Source organism: Mucilaginibacter aureus (assembly GCF_053514885.1).
In genome coordinates, this window is record NZ_CP170601.1 from 1484348 (window position 1) to 1499842 (window position 15495).

The 15495-nt window shown below is 42.1% G+C and carries 15 protein-coding genes; 10 read left to right on the plus strand and 5 right to left on the minus strand.

Translation table 11 applies throughout. The features are described 5' to 3' along the window. Positions 1 to 15: 15 nt before the first annotated feature. Complete coding sequence (locus tag ACFGVR_RS06295; RefSeq protein ID WP_448701851.1) at positions 16 to 792, minus strand: HAD-IIB family hydrolase; 777 nt, start codon at positions 790 to 792, stop codon at positions 16 to 18. A 119-nt stretch (positions 793 to 911) separates the two neighbouring features. On the opposite strand from ACFGVR_RS06295, the gene ACFGVR_RS06300 reads away from it, so the two are divergent. The 4 genes from ACFGVR_RS06300 to ACFGVR_RS06315 all read left to right on the plus strand — a co-directional run bounded on the left by ACFGVR_RS06300 (position 912) and on the right by ACFGVR_RS06315 (position 4899). Next, positions 912 to 1463 carry a hypothetical protein gene (locus ACFGVR_RS06300; RefSeq protein WP_448701853.1) on the plus strand — a complete coding sequence of 184 codons (552 nt, stop codon included), beginning with the start codon at positions 912 to 914 and terminating at the stop codon, positions 1461 to 1463. 80 nt (positions 1464 to 1543) lie between these two features. After that, the gene (gene ffh / locus ACFGVR_RS06305) at positions 1544 to 2872 is read left to right on the plus strand and encodes a signal recognition particle protein (protein WP_448701855.1); all 1329 of its coding nucleotides are present in this window, start codon (positions 1544 to 1546) and stop codon (positions 2870 to 2872) included. A 266-nt stretch (positions 2873 to 3138) separates the two neighbouring features. Then, the gene (locus ACFGVR_RS06310) at positions 3139 to 3873 is read left to right on the plus strand and encodes a hypothetical protein (RefSeq protein ID WP_448701856.1); all 735 of its coding nucleotides are present in this window, start codon (positions 3139 to 3141) and stop codon (positions 3871 to 3873) included. Positions 3874 to 3954: 81 nt separating this feature from the next. Beyond that, entirely contained in the window at positions 3955 to 4899 is a 945-nt protein-coding gene (locus ACFGVR_RS06315; RefSeq protein WP_448701857.1) for a hypothetical protein, read from the plus strand. Positions 4900 to 4903: 4 nt separating this feature from the next. Here ACFGVR_RS06315 and ACFGVR_RS06320 read toward each other — a convergent pair whose 3' ends face one another. Then, positions 4904 to 5035 carry a hypothetical protein gene (locus ACFGVR_RS06320; RefSeq protein ID WP_448701858.1) on the minus strand — a complete coding sequence of 44 codons (132 nt, stop codon included), beginning with the start codon at positions 5033 to 5035 and terminating at the stop codon, positions 4904 to 4906. A gap of 169 nt (positions 5036 to 5204) precedes the next feature. Here ACFGVR_RS06320 and ACFGVR_RS06325 point away from each other — a divergent pair, with 169 nt between their 5' ends. The 6 genes from ACFGVR_RS06325 (at position 5205) to ACFGVR_RS06350 (ending at position 11845) form a co-directional block, all read left to right on the plus strand. Next, positions 5205 to 5573 (plus strand): hypothetical protein, encoded by a 369-nt coding sequence (locus tag ACFGVR_RS06325; RefSeq protein WP_448701860.1) that lies wholly within the window; start codon positions 5205 to 5207, stop codon positions 5571 to 5573. Positions 5574 to 5576: 3 nt separating this feature from the next. Then, positions 5577 to 6245 carry a hypothetical protein gene (locus ACFGVR_RS06330; protein WP_448701861.1) on the plus strand — a complete coding sequence of 223 codons (669 nt, stop codon included), beginning with the start codon at positions 5577 to 5579 and terminating at the stop codon, positions 6243 to 6245. Beyond that, complete coding sequence (locus ACFGVR_RS06335) at positions 6209 to 7039, plus strand: sensor histidine kinase (RefSeq protein WP_448701863.1); 831 nt, start codon at positions 6209 to 6211, stop codon at positions 7037 to 7039. The genes ACFGVR_RS06330 and ACFGVR_RS06335 overlap by 37 nt, the downstream gene beginning before the upstream one ends. Beyond that, entirely contained in the window at positions 7005 to 7652 is a 648-nt protein-coding gene (locus ACFGVR_RS06340; protein WP_448701864.1) for a response regulator, read from the plus strand. The genes ACFGVR_RS06335 and ACFGVR_RS06340 overlap by 35 nt, the downstream gene beginning before the upstream one ends. A gap of 174 nt (positions 7653 to 7826) precedes the next feature. After that, the gene (locus tag ACFGVR_RS06345) at positions 7827 to 10721 is read left to right on the plus strand and encodes a sensor histidine kinase (RefSeq protein WP_448701865.1); all 2895 of its coding nucleotides are present in this window, start codon (positions 7827 to 7829) and stop codon (positions 10719 to 10721) included. 53 nt (positions 10722 to 10774) lie between these two features. Next, positions 10775 to 11845 (plus strand): PA0069 family radical SAM protein, encoded by a 1071-nt coding sequence (locus tag ACFGVR_RS06350; protein ID WP_448701867.1) that lies wholly within the window; start codon positions 10775 to 10777, stop codon positions 11843 to 11845. Here ACFGVR_RS06350 and ACFGVR_RS06355 read toward each other — a convergent pair whose 3' ends face one another. From ACFGVR_RS06355 to ACFGVR_RS06365, 3 genes are read right to left on the minus strand one after another with little or no spacing between them, the layout of a single operon-like run. Beyond that, positions 11846 to 13333 carry a tetratricopeptide repeat protein gene (locus ACFGVR_RS06355; RefSeq protein WP_448701868.1) on the minus strand — a complete coding sequence of 496 codons (1488 nt, stop codon included), beginning with the start codon at positions 13331 to 13333 and terminating at the stop codon, positions 11846 to 11848. Positions 13334 to 13393: 60 nt separating this feature from the next. Further along, positions 13394 to 14137, minus strand: coding sequence for a zinc ribbon domain-containing protein (locus ACFGVR_RS06360; protein WP_448701869.1), 744 nt, complete (start codon positions 14135 to 14137; stop codon positions 13394 to 13396). Next, positions 14137 to 15231, minus strand: a complete 1095-nt coding sequence (locus tag ACFGVR_RS06365; RefSeq protein WP_448701870.1) for a Nif3-like dinuclear metal center hexameric protein — start codon at positions 15229 to 15231, stop codon at positions 14137 to 14139. The genes ACFGVR_RS06360 and ACFGVR_RS06365 overlap by 1 nt, the downstream gene beginning before the upstream one ends. Positions 15232 to 15495: the final 264 nt, after the last annotated feature.

Sequence of the window (15495 nt, forward strand, 5' to 3'; positions counted from 1 at the left end):
AAATCTTTGACAGGTTTAGTTTTGGGGTGTACCATGGATATCTGTGTTTGCCAAACAGGCAATTAGGGTTTTAATTAAAATTTTGGTGTATTCCGGGTCGGGTACTTGTATGCAATCGGCACCGGTGGTGCTTGCCGGGTAATCATTACCGCCTTTAAACAGGGCATCGCCAACAAAAAGCATTTCGTTAATGCCTATTTCTAAAATATCCTGCAGCTTGTGCATGCCGTAGGCTTTGTCAATCCCGGGTTTGGTTATATCTATCGATGTTGCGCCGCCCAGCATCACCTGGAATTCGGGGATCATCTTGTTCAATATCGCTTTGATCTTTTTGCGCTTGGCAAACTTAGGGTCCCAGGCTTTTTTAGGTTCAAGCGGCGCTTTTTGCCCCAGGGCCGAAAACGTGATCTGGCTACCCCGGTCCTCTATCTGCTCCCCCCAGGTCTTATCCGCCTTAAAACCCGATTTTTCGACGGCTTTGTTTAGCGATTTGATGATCTTCTTCTTTTGTGTATCTGTAAAATCCTCACTGTATAGCTTTTCCCATTTGCCTTTTCCGTATTCGTAAAACTTAGTTCCACAGGTAGGTAATATGGATAATTGCTCCATTTTACTGCTTTTGGGTAGTTTAGCTATCACCTGCTTTTTAAATTGCGGCCAGGCTCCGCCGGATATGATCGCAACCCGGGCAACATCGAGCAGGTTGCCAAACAGCTTAGCCATTTCCTTATCTAACGGCGCCTTGCTTTGGGCAAGGGTTCCGTCGAGGTCAAATACGATCAGCTTTTTCATTTTTTAGGTTCACCCCGGCTTATCGCCGGTTTTCAATACACCAACACATACATGCCAAATTGGTTTGCACCGGGATGTAACAACTTTAATTATACCTTAGTAAAGTTTAAACCACTGGAATGAATAATGATCAATATATTTTTAAGACGAAGCCCAGTGCAAGGCTGTTTGTTTGGGGCATAATTGGGCTGGCTTTTTTTTGCTGGCTGGTGTATTTGCTCCTTTGGCAGGGACCTGGAGTTGAACAGAGTAAGATGACGATGGGCCATATAGCTTACATTGGTTTGATAGTCATTTTTGGTATGGTTGCTGTTATGTGTCTGTGGGTAATTATTTCATTTCAGCAATGTTATTTAACCGCAAATGAACTTATCATCGTTAAACCGCTACTGTCTTACCGGCGGTCGATCCGGATCACGGATATTGCAGCAATATCCGGCGAAGATTATCAAATTAAGGTTCACGGTAGAAATAGCACGCTATTTGAAGAAGATAACGAAGAAAATAAAATGCCTGTTTACTCCGGTCGTAAAATCATGATAAAACTTAATGACAACAGCGTTATACTACTCAAAAGCTTTGAAGTACCCGGTTGCCAAACCCTCGCAGATGAGATCAGAAAACAGCGTAAAAACCTAAAGTGGCAGCAGGCACATCAAAAAGATCAATAATTTACGTTCCTCATCTAAAACTAATTACCCCAATTTACGTGAAAATCATACCTTTGTGGGCTTAAAAAAGAATAATAAAGATGTTTGAGAATTTATCGGACAAGTTAGACAGGGCGTTCAAGGTATTAAAAGGCCAGGGCACCATTACAGAGATAAACGTGGCCGAAACCATGAAGGAGATTCGCAAGGCGCTCCTTGATGCCGACGTTAACTATAAAACCGCGAAAGCATTTACCGATGATGTGAGGCAAAAGGCTATAGGCCAAAATGTGCTCACCACCATATCGCCGGGGCAATTGCTGACCAAAATAATGAACGACGAGCTTACCCAGTTAATGGGTGGCTCAACCGCAGAACTAAACTTTCCGGCTACGCCTACTGTAATTTTAATTGCAGGTTTAAACGGTGCCGGTAAAACTACCTTTACCGGTAAGCTGGCCAACTTTTTAAAAACACAAAAAAATAAAAAACCATTACTGGTTGCCGGCGACGTTTACCGCCCGGCGGCTATTGACCAGTTAGAAGTTTTAGGCGGACAGATCGGTATTGAAGTTTATGCCAACCGCGACTCGAAAGACCCGATAGCTATTGCCCGCGAAGGTGTTGCCCGTGCAAAACAGAATGGCAATAACGTTGTGATTGTGGATACCGCCGGCCGTTTATCAATTGATGAAGCCATGATGGTGGAAATTGAGCAGGTAAAAGCAGCAGTTAACCCGCACGAGATTTTATTTGTTGTTGACGCCATGACCGGCCAGGACGCCGTAAACACCGCCAAGGTGTTTAACGATCGTTTGGACTTTACCGGCGTAGTATTAACCAAACTGGATGGTGATACCCGCGGCGGCGCGGCCTTGTCTATCAAATCAGTAGTGAACAAACCGATCAAGTTTATCGGTACCGGCGAAAAGATGGAAGCGCTTGATGTTTTCCACCCCGATCGTATGGCATCGCGTATTTTGGGCATGGGCGACGTGGTATCATTAGTTGAACGTGCGCAACAGCAATTTGACGAAAAAGAAGCTGCCGAGCTGCAACGCAAGATCCGCAAAAATAAATTCGACTTTAACGATTTTTACAGCCAGATACAGCAGATCAAAAAAATGGGTAACATGAAAGATCTGATGGGCATGATACCCGGCGTTGGCAAAGCCATGAAAGATATTGAGGTTGACGATAATGCTTTTAAAGCGATCGAGGCTATCATCCAGTCGATGACACCGTTTGAAAAGGAAAATCCCGATAGCATAAACCAAAGCCGCCGTAACCGTATTGCCAAAGGCTCGGGCACTAACCTAACCGAGGTTAACCGCCTGATCAAACAATTTGACGATATGCGTAAGGTGATGAAACAAATGAGCAACCCTGCGGCCATGGCCAGCATGATGAAACGCATGCCTAAAATGTAATAGTGGCGTAAGCGAAGCTAAACAGCCTTGAAACTGAATATTTTATGTACAGGTGTACAGAAAAGTATTCAGTTTTTTTATGAGCGATAATTCCCGCGGTGATTTGGGATAAGTCTGCTTTTTTAATCGTTGTTTTATTGTAAGTATTTGATTTTAAGTTAATTAAATTAAGTAAATTGTTTTTTTAACAGTTTTTAACATAATGATCAATTGATTTGGTAGGGTATTGGCTTAGGTTCTGTAGTATTAACTAATATACAGAAATCATGAAAAAGTTATTTAAACCCATGTTATTTGCCGCGGCCCTTTTTGCTACTAAGGCAAGTTTCGCCCAACTTAATGTTGGTGCAAGTACCGCTACCAAAATTGCAACTCAAACTGCTATACCGGCTGTAAATGCAGCTTCTACCACACAAAAAGTTGTTAGCCAGGCTACAGAAGCCAGCAAACAAGCTGCAATACAATCGCAAGCCGCAGCCCAAACAGCTGCACAAAATGCAACAACCAAGGCCGCTGCTGCTAAAGCCACAACGGATGCAACGGTTAATGCTACATCAAACACTGCTATAAATACTTCAAAGGCAGATGTTGATGCGACTACCAATACCGCCGCATCGGCTTCAAGATCAGGTATCAGCGCAAGCGAGGCTGCAAAAGCCAATGTTAGCGCCAATGCCGATAGATCAGTATCAGCAGTTAAAACCACATCGGCTGATGTTGCTGCAAATGCTTCGGCTAAAAAAACAGCGGCTGTTAATAAAGCCAATACTACTGTAGCCGCTAATAAAAGCCGTGCAATTAATGCCAGCAAAAAAGTAGCAGTTAACAGCAGTACTACCAGCAGCGGTTCGGCTGATCTAAGCGCTTCACCCAAAAAAGCAAGCCTGAGCGGCAGCAATAATACTACTACGTCAACCAGTGTTAAAGCTGGTAAAAAACAGGCAAGTATCAGCGGCTCATCAAGTGATAACGCTAATTTATCTGCTTCAAAAAACAAATAAAACCACAAAATTATCAGATCACGATCAGAAGGGCCTCCGGGCCTTTTCTGATTTTGATCGAAAATTTAATCCCCTGTCCCAATGAAAAAACTTCAACTTATTGTTGTACTGGCCGCGGCAATCACCACCCTGAACGCAAGTGGCCAGGTAACTCCGGATAGCATACACACCAAAAGTTTATTTTTTAACGCCGGCTTACAATACATATCAAACCTTACCTATGCCGGCCGCCGCGATAACTCAAGCGTACCTATATTGCTGCCTACATTTACCGTGGTATCAAAACAGGGCCTGTTTTTAAGTGCTGCCGGTTATTTTGATTTGAACGGAACCAAATCGGGTGCCGAAGGGATAAGCGTAACACCCGGCTATGTTTTTTCATTCGATAAAAAGAAAGAATTTGGCGGCGCCCTATCAGTAACCAAATATTTTATAACCAATAACAGCCCCATCATCCTGTCATCATTTAAGGCCACTATTGATGGGCAACTAAATTACAATCCGGCTGATGTGGTAAAAATAACCATCGGTGGCAGCTATCGTTTCGGGACACAAAACACCAACGATATTGTAAATAATGCCGAATTGAGTAAGGAAATAACCCTGCTAAAAACCGGCGCTAAAAAAACCAACGCCTTAAAAATAGCGCCAACAATTACTGCCTACGCCGGCACGCAATCGTTTTACGAAACGTATTATACCACGTCGCAGGTGCAACGCGCGGTTGAAAATCCGGGCTCACCAGGCTCGGCGCCTATTCTTGGAATACCCGGAACCGGTACCGCGGCAACCCCGCCCACGCAAACCATAATTAACGAAACAGATACCCAGCAAAAACAGCAGGAAGTTAAAAAATACACTTTCCTGTCGGCAAGTGCTGCTATGCCGGTAACTTATAATATTGATAAGGTGCAATTGATGGTAACGCCCTATTTTATCAAGCCCTTTAACCAGGTTGACTATAATAATAACAGCATGAACGGGCTTTATTTTTTATTTACCGGTGGTGTTAGCGTAACGTTTTAAACAACTATAATTCGGGTTTAGGCTGCAAAACCTTTAATTGTTTCAAGGTGCTTTCGGCAATGATAATTTCAACCTTGCGTGCTTTTTTTATACGAAAGGTTGCCGCATTTTTTTTAGGTTTTGGGATCGTTTGCATGGTGATGATTTTTGTTTATCCGGGCCCAATAAAATAGCCGTGTGTCTAAAATCACGCTAAAAAACAATAATGGCAATGTGAAAAACACCTAAAAAATACGGTGTTTTAACGGTATAAAAATTTAAAATTGATTTAATACCTTTAACTACACACTAAACCCTTATTAATAATGGCAAAAGGACACGGACCGGTTAACAATGACTTAGCAAAAGCATGTGTTAAAAATTATCATCAAATATTTAAAGGAGCGCTCGACCCCAGGATCGTTCAGGCATTTACAGAAGACGTTGTTTTTGACCGGCTGCAATTAATCGCCTGGTTAAATTCGCTTCAAACCGACAGCATTAAAATTTCATTGGGGATATACACCCCCGATTTTGTGGCCAAATACCCAAGTGCAAAGGTTAACAGGCTCACTACGTTTTTATCAGCGCATAATGCACCGTCAAAAGTATTGTCAGCACCCGCTGACGACCCGTCAGGCGATGACGATGGCAACCCGGATAATACGTACAATTTAGGGACTTTGACGCCTTAAAAAATGACCATCAGTTACTACATCTATTTTCAACTTTTAAGCCTTTTGTTAGCAATTTATTGTTACAAAGGGCTTAAAAGTTTTAAGCTACTGGGTTTTATTCCGCTGTTAGTTGTTGTTTGCGTTACCGAGATCATTGCGATCAATACATCGTTTTTTGGATGGGACAATAACAACCTGCAGATCTACAACCTATATGTTATTGTAAGTACACCAATAACAATTTATATTTTTTTGAGAATGCTTGGGTACAAGGGCCTCAAAAAATCGCTTTATATCAGCATGGGGGTGTTGCTTTTTATTTTTACCGTACTTAATTTTTTATTTGTACAAGGTAAATATAACTTTGACACCTACTCGCTTATACTGGTAGAGTTTATAACAGCGATGCTGGCATTGCTTGTTATAGCACGCTTATTTAAGGAGGACGACAGCGACATATTACTAAACCACCACCCCTATTTCTGGATCAGTGCAGCAACCCTGATCTTTAGCGCCGTTACCCTGATCGTTTGTGGCCTGCAGCAGTTTTTTTTACTTAAAAAGATCCAGATTGGCGGAGTGCAAATTTATAGGGTGATTATGCCCGCCATCAATGTTTTTTTATATTCGTGCTATAGTTATGCATTTTACTTATGCAGGAAATTAACCAGCAAGTCGTTGCCACAATAGTTACTGCCATTATTTTACTTTTGGCTATTGCTGTAATTATGTTGCTGTTAGCCGTTTATTATACCAATACAAAAAAACGACTCATCAGGGAAAAAGAAATTCTGAAAGCTACCTACGAACAAACGATATTAAAAACACAGCTCGAAATTCAGGAGCAAACGTTTCATAACGTAAGCCAGGAGATACATGATAATATTGGCCAGGTATTGTCATTTGTTAAATTAAACCTTGGCACGGCCGCTGGTCTAACAGAAAGCGAAAAAGATGAAAAAATAACTGAGAGCAAAGATTTGGTTGCCCAGGCCATTGGCGATTTGCGCGACCTTTCAAAAAGCCTCAGCTTTGATCATATATCTGCCAACGGTTTTATACACACCATTAAAACCGAGGTACAAAGGATAAATAAAAGCAAGCTTGTTGGAATTTCCTTTAAGCTTGAAGGAGAATATTATAGCCTGGGCGAGCAGCGGGAGCTGGTTTTGTTTCGTATTATGCAGGAATCGGTAAATAATGCCCTAAAACACTCGGGCGCTAAACATTTAACCGTAAGTTTGCAATATACTGCAGACCTATTTACTTTAACTGTTTTGGATGATGGCTCAGGTTTTGACCACAAGGAGGCCATGAGCAAAAACGGTTCCGGTTTAAAAAACATTAAAAACAGAGCCGGTTTAATAGGCGCTGAGTACAAGATCAACAGTGCGGTTGGTCGTGGTTCTGAAATAATAGTTACTTTAAACCCGGTTCAACAAAAAATTTATGTCAACCCAACCCATACAAGTAGCCTTAATTGATGATCATCGGCTTTTTAGAAGCGGTATCAGATCACTCATTAATAATTTTAGCGGTTATCAGGTGATGTTTGAAGCTGCTAACGGGAAAGAATTCACTCAAAAGATCAGCAAGAAATTTAAACCGGATATCGCGTTAATGGACATTAATATGCCCGAAATGGATGGCCTGGTTACCACGCAATGGCTAAGGCAAAATTACCCGGAAATAAACGTGATCATTTTATCCATGTTTGAAGATGCCGAAAAGGTTTTGGCTTTGGTAAAAATGGGTATTAAAGGATATTTATTAAAAGACTCTGAGCCCGAAGATTTTAAAGAAGCGCTCGACGCGGTATCAAACGATGAGATATATTACCCGGCATTTGTTTCTAAACACCTGGTTAACAATTTAACAGTGGCGGCACCGGTGGGCGGATTTAAATTAAATGATCGTGAAAGCGAATTTTTAAAGTATGCCGGCACCGAATTGACCTATAAAGAAATTGCCGAACGGATGAACGTAAGCGCACGTACAGTTGACACCTACCGCGATCAGCTTTTTGAAAAACTGCAGGTAAAAAGCCGTGTTGGCCTGGTACTGTATGCCATAAAAAACAAGATGATCGAGATTTAGCGTAGCTTAAATTAAGGCATAATTATCATATTTGCGCACCAAAAACCAATAGTAATAAGACAAAATATCTCGTTTTGGCGATATTATTTTAACACCATAATTTTATTCTTTATTATAGGTTTAATTTGGACAAACGCTTACATTTAGATTGTAAAGTTTTTTATTTTAACCCTTATGAAATTTAGGCTTTTTGTAATCTATATTTTTTTCATCTGGCCGGTTTCAGTATTCTCGCAAACATTACCACTTAAAGAAGTAAGCGGTTTACCCACCCGCGAACTTTATGACCTGCTTGTTGACAAAAGGGGCTTTTTATGGGTTACACACGATTTAGGCATAACCCGTTTTGACGGGATCAATTTCACCAACTTTTATAACCAAAAACAAACTTCGTTAAGCGGGGCCGGGCTGATAGAAGATCCGCAGGGCCGTATCTGGTTCAATAATTTTACCGGGCAGATATTTTATATCGAAAATGAAAAAATGCACTTGCTTGCCGGTTACGATTACAAAACCGAAGCAACATTTCCGCGTTTAGGCTTGTATAAAGGCCAGATAGTGGCTACCAGTAAAAAAGGGCTGTTTTTTTGCGATACCAAAACCCTGAAGTGCCATTATGTTACCTGTAAAAACAACCTGGCAGGCGGCACCACCTCATTAACCATAATGGGCGATAAAATTGTTGCTTATGGCGCCACCCGCTGGTTTATTTATACCGATAAAAAAGGATTGGTACCGGTTAATATCCATGGAAATAATGCGGCCATTATTGGTACCAACTCGTCAACCCTTAACGTTACTGCGTTTCGCGATACCGCTTTTTTGATATCAAACCCGGCAGGCATTTTAAGCAAATTAACGGTTGATGATACCTCGGTTACTGTAGCCGGGCAAAAATCATATCAGTACTTTATTAATACCGTAACGGTTGAACACAATAACGTTTGGGTTAATACCACGCAGGGCAGCTCATTGATCAATGACGTGCAGCAAATACCGGGCTATAATTTAAGCGACGAAGCAACCGATAAGGAAGGCAATATATGGTGCTCAAGTTTAAAAAAAGGCCTTTTTGTACATTATAAGCAAGCTGATTGGAGCAAAATAGAAATTCCGGGTTCGCTAACTGGCGACGGGGTAAAAACCGTTCAACGGGTAAACGGGGAGCTTTTTTTAGGTACACAAGATGGCAGGATCATGGTGTATAATACCACCCGGTCGGCTGTAACCGATCAGGTCAGTCTGCCGGCACCACTGGCGCCGGTAAATATCATTTATCCTTTAGGTAATGATACTTTTTTGATAGGCACATCAGTAAACAGTTATTTGTTTAATACCAAAACAAAAGTATTTACGCTGCTCAATGTCGCTGCTATTAAACAGGTTGTGAGTACTGATAATTCTATTTTTTTAGCAACCGCAACCGGACTGATCATATTTCCAAGGGATTACTCAGCAAAATGGGAAGCGGACATTAAACACCAGTTTGCAGGGGCCGTTTTGCAGCGTTATGTAAAGCCATACTTTTTTGCCTACAAGCAACGTTGCCGTGCGGTGTGTTACGATCCGTATTCAAGATCGTTATATGTGGCTTTTAAGGACGGTATTTTTTGCATTAATAACAAAGGAGTAGTTCCGTTTCTTTATAAAAACGCCCCGGTATATGCTATTTCGCTTACCTATGCCGAAGGTAAAGTGATCATCGGCACTATTGATAACGGGCTGATCGTTATTGATCATGGCAACATAAAAAATATTACCGCGAGCCAGGGTCTTTCAACCAGCGCGGTAATTAAAATGAAAGCCTTTGGCAGCCATTTATGGGTGCTTGGCGCCGGATCGATACAGGTGATAGACCTGAAAACGATGGGCTTTATTAATAACTATAACCTGCCCTCGATATCTGATGCCAACATAGCCGATTTTGAGGAAATGAACGATACGGCCTATGTTGCTACAAGCAGCATGATGGTTAAAGTGCCTTTGATAAAACCCAAGGATGGTCCTGTTTTTAACAATTATCTGTTAAGCGTTAGGTTAAACAACCCGGATTCGCTGCTAAACGGAAACAATGGCCTGCATTGGTACGAAAATGATCTTCAGTTTAACCTGGGCGTGCCTGTTTACCATAATGCCAATTACGTTTATTTTAAATACCGGTTAAAAGACGGCAATAATTCGCCATGGCTGGTTACCAAACCAGGTGAGCGCAGCATAAGGTTCCCATCGCTGATGCCAGGTAACTATACTTTTGAAGCCGTGGCCCAGCACCCGCAAATGGGCCCTGCCGAAAGCGCGGTACGCTACAGTTTTTATATTATGCCGCCATGGTGGCAAACCTGGTGGTTTAAAACATTAATTATACTGTTAATAACAGGCATTGTAGTATCTATTGTAAGGATATATTACCTGAACCGTTTAAGCAGGCAAAAGATAGCTTATGAAAAGGAACTGGCCATACAGGATGAGCGCCACAGAATAAGCAGCGAAATGCACGATGATATCGGCGCGGGGCTATCCGCACTTAAACTTTTTGCCGGCGCAGCAAAAGCCAAATCCGAAAAGAACAATGTGCTGGAGGTTGACAAGATCTATAACATGTTGAATGATCTTTCGGATAAGATACGCGAAGTGATATGGAGCCTGAATGTGGATAATGATAGCCTTGAAAACCTGTTGTATTATATCCAGTTCCAGGCGACGAAGATATTTCAATATTCGGATATTGATTTTGATACTAATATGCCCGATACCTTGCCGGCTGTGGTTATTAACGGTGTAATGCGGCGCAATGTGTATCTCATCATCAAAGAGATACTGCACAACGCCTTAAAGCATTCGAAGGCAACCAATGTGGATCTCAATTTTGAGATTGAGCAGGATAATTTGATGGTATTTATTAAAGATAATGGTGTTGGCATCAAAAATACCAGGGGCAATCCGGATAGTATGGGCCTTAAGAGCATTAACCAACGCATACAAACCCTTAAAGGAAAGATGGAGGTTACCAGCGATACAGGCACCCATATCGTTCTTACCCTGCCCCTTGCCAACCTTAAAGGCATCTAAAAAAATCTTTGGAACAAATTGTATTTTGCTAAAAATATTAGCAAATTTGTATCATGTCGCATGAGGAAAACCCGGAGTATTTTAAAGGCAGAGGAGCGCAGGTTAACACCCACAACAAGTTTCTGAAAAACAAATACGTGCAGGAACATATTGAAGGGCTTGACGAGCCTATGCTCGAAAATTCGGGCACGCAGATATTTGAGGAGCACCCCAAAAAAATTGTAAGCGAATCCAACAGTCCCGATCTGCATTTTATGCATTCCATTAACCCCTACCAGGGATGCGAGCACGGGTGCATTTATTGCTATGCGCGTAATACGCATGAGTATTTCGGCTTTAGCGCCGGACTGGATTTTGAGCGTAAGATCATCGTAAAACGCAACGCCGCCGATTTACTGGAAGCTCATTTCAATAAAAAAAATTACGAGCCGGTTGTTATCCTCCTTTCGGGGAATACCGATTGTTACCAGCCGCTTGAACGCAAGCTTAAAATTACCCGGGCTTTGTTACAGGTGTTTTTAAAGTACAGGCACCCGGTATCCATCATCACCAAAAACAATGTGATACTGCGCGACCTGGATATTTTATCAGAGCTTGGCAAGCTAAACCTGGTGCATGTTAATGTATCGCTTACCTCGCTCGATGAGCAGTTGCGGCAAAAGCTTGAACCACGTACCATTACTGCTACAGGCAGGCTGGCCGTGATACAGAAACTATCAGAAAATGGCATCCCCGTAAGGGTAATGACCGCGCCGATAATACCCGGCCTTAACAGTAACGAAATACCCAATATGATCAAAGCTGCAGCCGACAGAGGCGCCCTTGCGGCAGGTTTTACCATTGTACGGTTAAACGGCAGCATTGGCGAAATATTTGCCGACTGGGTGCATAAAGCCTATCCCGACCGGGCCGAAAAGGTATTGAATATGATTATGGCCTGCCACGGCGGGCAGTTAAACGATAGCCGCTTTGGTACCCGCATGAGCGGCGAGGGTAATATTGCGCAATCCATTCACCAGCTATTCAGGATGAGCTGTAAGCGTTTTTTAGCCGGGCGCGAAATGCCGCCGTATAATATGGGTTTGTTTACGCCAAGGAATGGGAAGCAGACGGAGATGTTTTAATTATTTAGCTCCCGAACGCTTTAACCCGTCTTTTGCTTTTTGCTGCAGGCTGTTTTTAAACTGGGTATTTTTAAAATCAAAAACCATATTGTAGGCGCTGCGGGCACGGGCAAAATCTTTACGCTCTTCGTAAATAATGCCGATGCGGATAGCTGAGCTGGCCGCGTAATGGTAGGTTGAGGTACGCCCAATGGCAATAGCATTGTTGTAGTATTTAATGGCCTCATCATCCTTATCCATTGCATCATAAATGCGGCCAAGGCGGTAATAATATTCTATTTTATCACGCGGAAGCGTAAAATCGGCCGTGGTTTTATTGCTTAGCGCCGCAATAGCTTTGGTGTAAAAACCGCCATCGCATAATAAACGGGCGCGCAGCAGGTTTACATCGGGGGCGTTGTCATTGGCTTCGTCTAAAGCTTGTTTATCTTTATCGTTATACAAGCTGCCTTTGGTTTTTACCAGGTCGACAAAAGCATAATAACGTTTGGTATCGCCTTCCAGCAAACACATCCAGCCTAAATGCAGGTAAGCATCTTTTATAAAGTTTACGCCGGTGTATGTTTTTAAAAACTTATTAAAGTAATTGTTGGCATCGTCGTCGCCGCGGTTCATTTTGGCAATAGCCAGCAAATAGTCCATATAGGCGTAGGGCTGATATTCCGGGCCTTGTGCGCGATTTTGTAGCAGACCTATAGCCTCGTTGCTGTGCCCGGTACGTAAGGCCACATAACCGGCGATATATGATTTTAACAGGCTTGCGCTATCAATGCTGTTTACCAGGTGCAGCATTTTGTTATAAGCAAACGGATCGTTAACCACATCGGTTTGGATATAGGTTAGATAAAACACCAACTCTTCATAACTAAAGGCATATCCGGATGTTTTTAACGTTTCCGAAAGTTTTTCGAGCATTTTAATACCGGTTTGGGTATCGCCTTTAATGCCAAAAAATGCCAGGATACTTTTTAGCGGGCTGCCCGGTAATGAACCCAGCAAAACATTAACCACCCCGAGCGGTATATTGGTTGGCAAAAAATTGGGAAACTTTTTGTTATTGGCCTGCAGCAGTTTGTAGGCTTTATTGATCTCGAAACCCGCCGTTGTATATTCGGCAAAACGGCTGTGCAGCAGCGCCCATTGCAGGTTAACCTGGGCTATTGAATAGTTGTAGTAGGGCGAGTTTTGGTCCTCATCTTCCAGCTTATTTATACGCAACGATTTATTGGCCTGCAATTTTTCAAACTGGGCGCGGTTTTCGGTAGTGAGTATGGTAAAAAAATCGTAATAGTTATCGAGTAATATGGTAACCGAGTTTTGAGGATGAACTGCTTTTTCCCTGTTGATAAGCACACGGGCCTCGTTTAAGCGCAGGCTCATTAACGTTTTATAGGCCAGGGCACAGTTGCTGTTAAAGTCGAAATTAGCGAAAGCATTAACTTTAGCTAAACAAACCAGGGTAAATACTAAAAACAGTTTCCTAAACATCGATTAAAAAAAAAGCGCCTTTATAAAAAGGCGCTGAATATTATTAATTAAAAGCGAAGCTTAAACAGTTTCGGCTTCTAACGCCATTTGTTCATCAACCAAAATACGGCCACAATGTTCGCAAACAATGATCTTTTTTCTTTGGCGTATATCCGACTGGCGCTGAGGAGGTATCTGGTTAAAGCAGCCAGAGCACGAATCGCGCTGAATAGTAACTACTGCCAGGCCGTTTTTAGCGTTGCCGCGTAAACGGGTGTAAGCAATTAACAAACGCTCTTCAATACCTTCGGTAGCTTTTTCGGCTAAGGCGCTAAGTTCTTGTTCGTCTTTCTGAGTTTCGGCAGTAATGGTATCCAATTCTGCTTTTTTAACATCCAGATCGTTTTGACGGCCTTCCAGATCAGCTGCAGCTTTTTCGTAAATTTGTGTTTTGGTCACAATTTCAAAGCCGAACTCTTTAATCTTTTTCTCGCTTACCTGGATATCCAAACCTTGAATTTCAATTTCTTTCGAAATCGCATCATATTCGCGGTTGTTTTTTACTTCGTTAAGCTGGGCCTCGTATTTTTTAATATTTGCCTGTGCATCCTTGATCAGGTTTTTGCGGGTAACTATCGCATCTTCCAGGTCATCAAGTTCACTTTTAATTTTGTCTATACGGGTTTGCAATCCTGCAACTTCATCCTCCAGATCCGAAACTTCCATCGGAAGCTCGCCTCTAACCTGGCGTATTCTGTCAATCTTGGTGTGGATTGTTTGTAGCTCGTATAAAGCTTTAAGCTTTTGTTCTACGGTTTGTTCCATTAAATCAAATATTTGATGGGGTTTGTATTTACTTCTGTTAAACGGACGGCAAAGTTAACAAATTTTTTCCGGATAATTTCAACTAATAAATTCTGTGTAAATTGCTCACTTTCAAAATGTCCTATGTCGGCAATAACCAGCTTTTCTTCGGCATCAAAAAACTCGTGATACTTAAAATCGGCGGTGATAAAAACATCGGCACCGGCAGCAATAGCCTGCTTTAATAAAAAGCTGCCCGAGCCGCCGCAAACAGCAACATTTTTAACGCTTTTACCACGCAAATTAGTATGCCTGATGACCTGGGCATTCATTTTATATTTTACCATTTGTAAAAATGCGGTTTCGGCCACCGGCGTTTCCAGTTCACCTATCATACCCGAGCCAACTTCGTACTGGTTAGTGATAGGGTACAGATCATAAGCCACTTCCTCGTAAGGGTGTTCCATAAACAAAGCCATCAGTACCTTGCTTTCGAGTGTTGCGGGGTAAACGGTTTCGATCCGTACTTCGGGTTCGTGATGTTGTTTGCCAGGTTCGCCTACAAAAGGGTCGGTGCCTTCGCTGCCTTTAAAAGTGCCGGTACCTTCGGTATTAAAACTGCATTCGCTGTAATTGCCGATGTTGCCGGCGCCGGCTTCAAATAAAGCAGTGCGCACTTTATCTGCATAAGCAACCGGCACATAAGTAACCAGTTTTTTAAGCAGGTTTGGCTTTGGCGATAAAATACGGCACCTGGTTAAACCCAGGGTTTCGCAAATGCGGGCGTTAACCCCGGTTGATACGCTATCAAGGTTAGTGTGGATGGCATAAATGGCGATGTTGTTTTTGATGGCTTTTTCAACCACGCGTTCAACATAGGTTTTGCCGTTAAACTTTTTTAAGCCGCTAAACACAATGGGGTGGTGCGAAACAATAACCTGGCAGCCTTTGGCAATGGCTTCGTCAACAACAGCTTCGGTGCAATCCAGCGATACCAGTGCCTGCTGGATATCTTTATCAGTATGGCCAACGATCAGGCCCGAGTTATCATAACTTTCCTGATAAGCCAGCGGGGCCATGCTTTCCAGGTATTGGGTTAGTTCAAAAAGTTTCATCCGCACTAAATTACTATAAAAAGGATAATATAGATGTGATGGGTTATTTAAAGATGGAGGTAACAATAAATCGTTATTGTAAAAATATTTCCCCAATTCCACAATTTTCCCCAAGTTGGGAATACCCACTGTTAATATTTATGCTGTTTTAGAAGAATTAGAGCCGTTTTATTTTTTGGTATTGTATTTGAATAATACTCAATACCTAATTAATAAATATATAAATCTTTTTTCCCCAATTGATTTAAACTACAGATCCCCCAT

Coding starts and splice junctions, on each gene's coding strand:
- ACFGVR_RS06360 (WP_448701869.1), bottom strand. CDS start 14,137: ATGGAACAAACCGTAGAACAAAAGCTTAAAGCTTTATACGAGCTACAA.
- ACFGVR_RS06315 (WP_448701857.1), top strand. CDS start 3,955: ATGAAAAAACTTCAACTTATTGTTGTACTGGCCGCGGCAATCACCACC.
- ffh (WP_448701855.1), top strand. CDS start 1,544: ATGTTTGAGAATTTATCGGACAAGTTAGACAGGGCGTTCAAGGTATTA.
- ACFGVR_RS06345 (WP_448701865.1), top strand. CDS start 7,827: ATGAAATTTAGGCTTTTTGTAATCTATATTTTTTTCATCTGGCCGGTT.
- ACFGVR_RS06365 (WP_448701870.1), bottom strand. CDS start 15,231: ATGAAACTTTTTGAACTAACCCAATACCTGGAAAGCATGGCCCCGCTG.
- ACFGVR_RS06295 (WP_448701851.1), bottom strand. CDS start 792: ATGAAAAAGCTGATCGTATTTGACCTCGACGGAACCCTTGCCCAAAGC.
- ACFGVR_RS06335 (WP_448701863.1), top strand. CDS start 6,209: ATGCAGGAAATTAACCAGCAAGTCGTTGCCACAATAGTTACTGCCATT.
- ACFGVR_RS06330 (WP_448701861.1), top strand. CDS start 5,577: ATGACCATCAGTTACTACATCTATTTTCAACTTTTAAGCCTTTTGTTA.
- ACFGVR_RS06350 (WP_448701867.1), top strand. CDS start 10,775: ATGTCGCATGAGGAAAACCCGGAGTATTTTAAAGGCAGAGGAGCGCAG.
- ACFGVR_RS06355 (WP_448701868.1), bottom strand. CDS start 13,333: ATGTTTAGGAAACTGTTTTTAGTATTTACCCTGGTTTGTTTAGCTAAA.
- ACFGVR_RS06320 (WP_448701858.1), bottom strand. CDS start 5,035: ATGCAAACGATCCCAAAACCTAAAAAAAATGCGGCAACCTTTCGTATA.
- ACFGVR_RS06325 (WP_448701860.1), top strand. CDS start 5,205: ATGGCAAAAGGACACGGACCGGTTAACAATGACTTAGCAAAAGCATGT.
- ACFGVR_RS06300 (WP_448701853.1), top strand. CDS start 912: ATGAATAATGATCAATATATTTTTAAGACGAAGCCCAGTGCAAGGCTG.
- ACFGVR_RS06340 (WP_448701864.1), top strand. CDS start 7,005: ATGTCAACCCAACCCATACAAGTAGCCTTAATTGATGATCATCGGCTT.
- ACFGVR_RS06310 (WP_448701856.1), top strand. CDS start 3,139: ATGAAAAAGTTATTTAAACCCATGTTATTTGCCGCGGCCCTTTTTGCT.